Source organism: Arthrobacter sp. P1_A5 (assembly GCF_056406825.1).
In genome coordinates this window covers 1-3,426 of sequence record NZ_JBFTZL010000278.1, presented here as the reverse complement: position 1 = coordinate 3,426, position 3,426 = coordinate 1, and the positions used below count along the sequence as shown (strand labels likewise).

General features: G+C 70.6%; 4 protein-coding genes. 1 reads left to right on the top strand and 3 read right to left on the bottom strand.

Features of this window, described 5'->3' with window-relative positions:
* Positions 1-155 precede the first annotated feature (155 nt).
* Positions 156-917, top strand: a complete 762-nt coding sequence (locus AC1D1S_RS20230) for an SDR family oxidoreductase (protein WP_028276138.1) — start codon at positions 156-158, stop codon at positions 915-917.
* Between the two features lie 57 nt (positions 918-974).
* Here the strand turns inward: AC1D1S_RS20230 and AC1D1S_RS20225 are convergent, their stop codons facing one another.
* The 3 genes from AC1D1S_RS20225 to AC1D1S_RS20215 form a co-directional block, all read right to left on the bottom strand.
* Positions 975-1,394, bottom strand: a complete 420-nt coding sequence (locus tag AC1D1S_RS20225; RefSeq protein ID WP_476995337.1) for a sterol carrier family protein — start codon at positions 1,392-1,394, stop codon at positions 975-977.
* A gap of 13 nt (positions 1,395-1,407) precedes the next feature.
* Positions 1,408-2,424, bottom strand: coding sequence for an asparaginase (locus AC1D1S_RS20220; protein WP_079555582.1), 1,017 nt, complete (start codon positions 2,422-2,424; stop codon positions 1,408-1,410).
* 36 nt (positions 2,425-2,460) lie between these two features.
* A partial coding sequence (locus AC1D1S_RS20215; RefSeq protein ID WP_476995336.1) for a molybdopterin-dependent oxidoreductase occupies positions 2,461-3,426 on the bottom strand: 966 nt, incomplete at its 5' end.

Genomic DNA, 3,426 nt, shown 5'->3' with positions numbered 1-3,426 from the left:
GCCGTCCGCCCCGCAGCCGGGCWGACGCGCCTCCCGCCGCTCTGCCGCCGCCGCAGACAACACATTTCGCGGCAGTCCGGGCGCGAAACACTGCCGTGATGTGCCGTCTCGGCGGTACGCTGGCCGGGCAGCGCGTAACCGTCGAGGAGGACCTCATGAGCCAGCACCACACCCCCGGAAGGGTCGCCGTCGTCACCGGAGCCGGTTCCGGCATCGGCCGCGCAGTGGCCAGGCTCATGCTGGCCGAGGGATACCGGGTGGTCCTGGCGGGGCGGCGGGAAGAAACGCTCCGCGAGACCGCGGCCGGCCACCGCCAGGCGCTCGCGGTCCCGTGCGATGTCACCGTCCCCGCCGACGTCGAACGGCTTTTCGCCGCCGCGCTGGGGCAGTGGGAGCGCGTGGACGTGCTCTTCAACAACGCCGGCGTGTTCGGCCCCGCCGCCGCGGTGGACGAGATCACCGTGGAGGACTGGGACGCGACCCTCGCCGTGAACCTCACAGGGTCCCTTCTCTGCGCCGCTGCCGCCGTCCGGGCCATGAAGGCCCAGTCGCCCCAGGGCGGGCGGATCATCAACAACGGTTCGGTCGCGGCGCATTCGCCGCGGCCGCGGACGGTGGCCTACACGGTGACCAAGCACGCCATCACGGGGCTGACCAAAAGCATTGACCTGGACGGGCGGGGCTTCGGCATCAGCTGCGGACAAATCGATATCGGCAACGCGGCGACGGAGCTCATGGAGGAGATTGGCGTCGGTACCGGGGCGGCCCAGGCGGACGGCAGCCTGCGGGCCGAGCCGACCTTTGCGGTGCAGGATGCCGCCCGGGCCGTGCTGCTGATGGCCGGGATGCCGGCGTCGGCCAACGTGGGATCCCTCGTGGTGACAGCTGCGGGCATGCCGTTCATGGGGCGCGGCTAAGGCGCGGCTGGGGGCGCGGGCCCGGCTGGTGGGTCCTGCGGGACGCCGCCGGGGGACCTAGAGGGGCAGGAGGGCGGACAGGTCCGCGCGCAGTCCCGAGGCGGCAACACGGCCGGCGGCGACGGCGTCGGCCCAGCTCAACCGTCCGCTGACCATCGCCAGCCAGGTGTCGGCGTCGCACTCGATGACGTTTGGCGGGGTGCCGCGCGTGTGCCGCGGGCCCTCGACACACTGGGTGACGCCGAATGGCGGGACGCGCACCTCCACGGAGTTCCCGGGCGCCCGCGCGGTGACTTCCTCCAGGCAGTAGCGCACTGCCGTCGCGATCGTGGTGCGCGGGACGGCGCCGGGTCCTCCAGAGCCCGTGACTCCGGCGGCCGGCACGTTCGGGCCCGGTGCGGTCGCCGTGGCTTCCTGCCACGCGGCGAGGGCCGCGCGGCCCTCGTCCACAGCGATTCGACGGCGCGATACAGCCACTTTCCCGAGTCTCCTAGTCCAGCAGCGCTGCGACGGCCCGCCCGAGCCGGATCTTGCCCACCGGGCGTCCCCCGCCCAGTACCGGGTCCACCACCTTGTCCAGGACGCTGGACACTTCAGGGATTTCGACGGCACCGGAGGCCGCGAGGAGCGTCAGGCCTACCAGCGTAGTGGCCCGGATGTTGCCGTCGAGCATCTTGATGGCAACCGAGACGCCCTGGCGGGTGGCCATGACCAGGACGCCCTCGGCGCCGATCTTGGCCAGGATGCCGAGTTCGTCCATGACGATCGTGTTGGCCTGCCCGCGCCCCTGGACGGCCCACGGGTAGTCCAGCATGGACGTGGCAATGGTGGCTGCCCGCGCGTTCGAGTTCTTGTCGCCCGGGGCCTTGGCCAGCTTCGAGTAGGCCCGGGCCAGGCCGATCAGGGAGACGGCGGCAACCGGCGCGCCGCAGCCGTCGATGCCCAGGTGGGTGATGCGTTCGCCGCAGTACTCCTCGATCACGGAGCGGATGCGCTGCTGCAGCGGGTGGTTGGGTTCGAGGTAGCTGTTCTTGTCCCAGCCGTTCTCCGTGCACGCCCAAAGGAACGCGGCGTGTTTGCCCGAACAGTTGAAGGCCAGCCGGGACTTGCCGCGCTCGGTCTGCACGAGCCAGTTCCGGGCCGTCTCATCCTGGGGCCAGTCGGCCGGGCACTGCAGCTGGTCTTCCTTGGCCCCGGCCGCCTTGAGCATGCCCTCGACCACGTCCATGTGGTCCAGGGATCCGACGTGGCTGCCGCACGCGATGGCCACCTGGGCGCCCCGCAGGGGCACGCCGGACTGCATCGAGGCCAGGGCCTGCAACGGTTTGAGCGTGGACCGGGCAAAGATCGGGGCGTTCACATCGCCGAGCTCGATCACTACCGTCCCGTCCGCGGCCAGCACCACGGCCGAGCCGATGTGGCGGGACTCCACGAAGCCGCTGCGTTCGATGACTGCCAGTTCGACGGCGGAGTCGACTGTGAATGTTGCATGCGGGTTCAAAGCCATGCTGCAAGTCTATGGTGCCCGGTGCTGATACCCCGGTTATTCCACGGTCACCATCACCGACTGCCAGCCGGAGGCGCCGTCCGGGACCGGATCCGCTCGCTTGTCCGTCTGGACCTCGCCCTTGCCGTCCGTGGCGCGCACCTTGATGTAGTGCGGGCCCGGCGTGGCATCCCAGTCCAGGGACCACTGCCGCCACGTGATGAGGGAGGCCTCGGCGGAGAGTACCGCCTCGGTCCAGGGCCCGCTGTCGATCTGCACCTCGACCTTGGTGATCCCGCGGGTCTGGGCCCACGCGGTGCCGCCGATGGCGATCTTTCCGGCAGGGACCTTGGCGAAGGACTTGGGCACCTCGACCCGCGCCATGGTCTTGATCGGGCCGCGTTCGGACCAGCCGCGCTGGGTCCAGTACGCCTTGCTGTCCGCGAACCGGGTCACCTCCAGGTCCACCACCCACTTGGTTGCGGAGACGAAGCCATACAGGCCGGGAACCACCATCCGCACCGGGTAGCCGTGCTCGAGCGGGAGCGCCTCGCCGTTCATGCCGATCGCCAGCATCGCGTCGCGGTCGTCCTGGAGGACCTCCAGGGGCGTGGAGGCGCTGAAGCCGTCAGCCGAGGTGGAGAGCACCATGTCCGCGCCCTGTGTGGGGCGGGCCAGCTTCAGGGCGTCGCGAATGGGCATGCCCAGCCATTTGGCGTTGCCGGCCAGGTTGCCGCCGACCGGGTTGGACACGCAGGTCAGGGACACATGGGATTCGATGAGCTGGGCGTCGAGCAGGTCCTGGAAGGTAAGCCGGACCTCTTGTTCCACGAGGCCGTGGATGCGCAGTTCCCAGTCCTGGACGTTGATCTCCGGCACGCTCAGCGCCGTGTCGATCCGGTAGAAGTCCTTGTTCGGGGTCAGCCACGGCGTGACGCCGGGCGCCTTGGACTGGACCCCGGCCGGGACCGCGGCGGCGGCCTTGGCGGGCGCGGGCAGCTGCAGCGACTCGCGGGCCGCGGC

Coding starts and splice junctions, on each gene's coding strand:
- AC1D1S_RS20220 (WP_079555582.1), bottom strand. CDS start 2,424: ATGGCTTTGAACCCGCATGCAACATTCACAGTCGACTCCGCCGTCGAA.
- AC1D1S_RS20230 (WP_028276138.1), top strand. CDS start 156: ATGAGCCAGCACCACACCCCCGGAAGGGTCGCCGTCGTCACCGGAGCC.